This is a genomic window from Nocardiopsis salina YIM 90010 (assembly GCF_000341025.1).
GTDB classification, from domain to species: domain Bacteria; phylum Actinomycetota; class Actinomycetes; order Streptosporangiales; family Streptosporangiaceae; genus Nocardiopsis; species Nocardiopsis salina.
Map to the genome: position 1 here is coordinate 1 of NZ_ANBF01000216.1, position 3496 is coordinate 3496.

4 protein-coding genes are annotated in these 3496 nt (G+C 70.1%); all 4 read right to left on the bottom strand.

From position 1 onward, the window contains the following. A partial coding sequence (locus D474_RS0124145; protein ID WP_017616058.1) for a GuaB3 family IMP dehydrogenase-related protein occupies positions 1-678 on the bottom strand: 678 nt, incomplete at its 3' end. 74 nt (positions 679-752) lie between these two features. After that, positions 753-893 carry a hypothetical protein gene (locus D474_RS32435; RefSeq protein ID WP_161628707.1) on the bottom strand — a complete coding sequence of 47 codons (141 nt, stop codon included), beginning with the start codon at positions 891-893 and terminating at the stop codon, positions 753-755. Positions 894-914: 21 nt separating this feature from the next. Then, on the bottom strand, positions 915-2405 hold the full coding sequence (gene guaB / locus D474_RS0124150) for an IMP dehydrogenase (protein WP_017616059.1): 1491 nt from the start codon (positions 2403-2405) through the stop codon (positions 915-917). 296 nt (positions 2406-2701) lie between these two features. After that, a complete protein-coding gene (locus D474_RS0124155) occupies positions 2702-3256 on the bottom strand; it encodes a sigma-70 family RNA polymerase sigma factor (protein WP_026118763.1) in 555 nt (184 codons plus the stop codon). Between the last annotated feature and the right edge of the window lie 240 nt (positions 3257-3496).

The window sequence follows — 3496 nt, forward strand, 5'->3', positions numbered from 1 at the left end:
GCCGAGCACGGAGCGCGTGGTGTGGCCCGACCCGCCGCCGAAGCCCACGAGCACCCCCGCGGCACCGGTGCGCATCAGGTGCAGGGCAGCGGTGTAGGTCGCGCAGCCGCCGACCACGACCGGCACGTCCAGATCGTAGATGAACTGCTTGAGGTTGAGCGGCTCGGCGCGGCCGGACACGTGCTCGGCCGAGACCGTCGTGCCGCGGATCACGAAGATGTCCACGCCGGCGTCGACGACCGCACGGTGGTACTGGGCGGTGCGCTGCGGCGACAGGCGGGCCGCGGTGATCAGGCCGGTGCTGCGGATCTCCTCGATCCTGCGGCCGATGAGGTCCTCCTGGATCGGTGCCGCGTAGATCTCCTGGAGGCGCTTGGTGGCGGCCTCCTCGTCGAGCTCGCGGATCTCCTGGAGCAGCGGCTCGGGGTCCTCGTAGCGGGTCCAGAGACCCTCGAGGTCCAGCACACCCAGACCGCCCTGGCGGCCGACGGAGACCACCGTCTCGGGCGAGGCGACACTGTCCATGGGGCTGACGACCAGCGGCGTCTCGAACCGGTAGGCGTCGATCTGCCACGCGATCGACACCTCTTCCGGGTCACGCGTCCGTCGGGCGGGCACGATCCCGATCTCGTCGAGCTCGTAGGCCCGGCGCCCGTTCTTGCCCAGCCCGATCTCCACCTGAGCCAACGCTTCGATCCCCTCTGACGTGTGTCGCCGGCCCTCGGGGCCGGCGCAGGATTGCGCAGGCGAGTCTATCGGTCCGGGGGAAGGGAACGGTCGGTCCCGGCCTCGCGCAGCAACAGGCGCCCGCCCCGTTGCCCGGGACGGGCGCCTGCCCTGGAGCAGCTGCGGGCCGAGGTGTGCTCGACCTCTGCGATCAGCAGAGCTGTCACCGGGCCCCGTGGCCGGTACACCTAACGCGCGTTGTAGTTGGGCGCCTCGACGGTCATCTTGATGTCGTGCGGGTGGCTCTCGCGCAGGCCCGCGCTGGTGATGCGCATCAACTGGCCGCGCTCGGTCAGCTCCGGGATCGTGCGGGTCCCCGCGTACCACATGGACTGGTGCAGCCCCCCGGTGAGCTGGTGGGCGACGGCGGAGAGCTGGCCGCGGTAGGGCACCTGGCCCTCGATGCCCTCGGGGATGAGCTTGTCCTCGGTGGAGACCTCGGCCTGCGCGTAGCGGTCCTTGGAGAAGGAGCGTCCGCGCATGGCACCGAGCGAGCCCATGCCCCGGTAGGCCTTGTACTGCTTGCCGTTGATGAAGATCAGCTCGCCCGGGCTCTCTTCGACACCGGCGAGGAGGCTGCCGAGCATCACCGTGCTCGCACCTGCAACGAGCGCCTTGGCGATCTCACCGGAGTACTGCAGGCCGCCGTCGGCGATGAGCGGGACCCGTGCGGGGCCGCAGGCGCGGGAGGACTCGAGGATCGCGGTGAGCTGCGGGGCGCCGACACCGGCGACCACTCGGGTGGTGCAGATGGAGCCGGGGCCCACACCCACCTTTACTGCGTCGGCCCCGGCGTCGACGAGGAGCTGGGCTCCGGCACGCGAGGCGACGTTGCCGGCCACGACGTCGGCGCGGGAGTTGGCCTTGAGCTTGGCGATCATGTCGGCCAGGCCGGTGGAGTGGCCGTGCGCGGTGTCGACGACGACGAAGTCGACGCCTGCCTCGACCAGGAGTTTGGCGCGCTCCTCGGCCTCGGCCCCCACACCGACGGCGCCGCCGACGACCAAACGGCCGTCGGCGTCCTTGGTGGCGTCGGGGAACTGCTCGCTCTTGATGAAGTCCTTGACGGTGATGAGGCCGCGCAGCCGGTTGCGGTCGTCCACGAGTGGGAGCTTCTCGACCTTGTACCTGCGCAGCAGCTCGAAGGCCTGCTCACGGGAGACGCCGACCGGGGCGGTGATGAGGCCCTCGGTGGTCATGACGTCGCGCACCGTGCGGGAGCGGTCGTCCTCGAAACGCATGTCGCGGTTGGTGACGATGCCGACGAGCGCGCCCGCGCCGTCGGTGACCGGGACGCCGGAGATGCGGTAGTGGGCGCACAGGCGCTCCACCTCGGCGAGGGTGTCCTCGGGCTGGCACGTGACCGGGTCGGTGACCATGCCGGCCTCGGAGCGCTTGACGAGGTCGATCTGGTCGGCCTGTTCCTCGGCGGAGAGGTTGCGGTGGAGCACGCCGGCGCCGCCCTGGCGGGCCATGGCCACGGCCATGCGCGCCTCGGTGACGGTGTCCATGGCGGCCGACAGCAGCGGGATGCGGAGCTGGATGTTGCGGGAGAGCTGCGTGGTGGTGTCGACGTCCCCGGGCTGGAGGTCCGAGTAACCGGGCACGAGGAGTACGTCGTCGTATGTCAGCCCCGGAGGGAGCAGCTTGTCCCCGTAGTCGCTGTACTCCTGGACCATGACACAACCTCCGCTATCCGGCGTTCACTCGGCGGCAGCCCCGCGTGTCGTCTCATCCTAGGACGTTCACCGGTACTCCCCAGGTGAAACCGGATGTTCGACCGATCACTCCAGGGAGCGTGCGTGCGCAGGCACTGTACGGACACACGAGTCACCCTCGGCCTCCGGTTCACTACGTGAGGTCGGTGGAGAGGCGTCAGCGGCGGACGGGGGCGGTGCGGCCGAGTCGGCAATAACCGCGGGGGCCGGTGGGGCGGGAGGGACAGACGCGCCGGGAGCGTGTGCGGCGGGGCGGCTCAAGGGAGGAGGCGTTGCGCCACGGCCACCTTCCGAAGCCGAGCAATAGCCCTGTGCTGGGCAACCCGTACCGCTCCTGCCGACATCCCAAGGACATGTCCCGTCTCATCCGCTGTCAGACCGACGATCACCCTCATGACGAGCAGTCTTCGCTGCTGGTCGGGGAGCTCGTCGAGTAGTTCTCTGGCCCTCTGGGCCTCGATGACCCGGACCGCCGCCTCCTCCGGGCCGGGACCGTCGTCCGCGCGTTCGGGGAGCGTGTCGGTGGGCACCGTCTCCACTCGGCCCGCCACACGGAGGGTGTCGGCGACCTTGTGGGCCGCGATCCCGTAGACGAAGGAGGCGAAGGGGCGGCCTCTGTCCTCGTACCGGGGCAGCGCCGAGAGCAGGGCGACGCAGACCTCTTGCGCCACGTCGTCGGAGTGGTGGGCGAGTCCGGAGACCCGGGCCAGTCTGGCACGACAGTAGCGGACCACCATCGGGCGGACCTCCCTGAGGAGGGAGTCCATGGCCCCGTCCTCACCCGCAACAGCGCGTGTTCCCAGGTGATTCAGGCCCTGGTCGGGCGCCGAGGCTTCTCCGGCCCCGTGCGCTCCTGGCCGCTTCGCGGCAACGCCACCGTGGGCGCCTGCATCCGTCACGTCAGAAATGATGCCCCGCGCGCGGGACCCGACCGATCCAATGGCGGACTACGGAATGGTTACATTTCGCAGAAAACAGTCGAAATCGCCCACTTGATCCCTGTCGGTCGCGTGTTCCTCATGGTAGTGGACGGGGGGGGGGACCCCGGGGGG

Bases quoted from the DNA above. Each gene is read 5' to 3' on its own strand.
- guaB (WP_017616059.1), bottom strand. From the start codon at position 2,405: ATGGTCCAGGAGTACAGCGACTACGGGGACAAGCTGCTCCCTCCGGGG.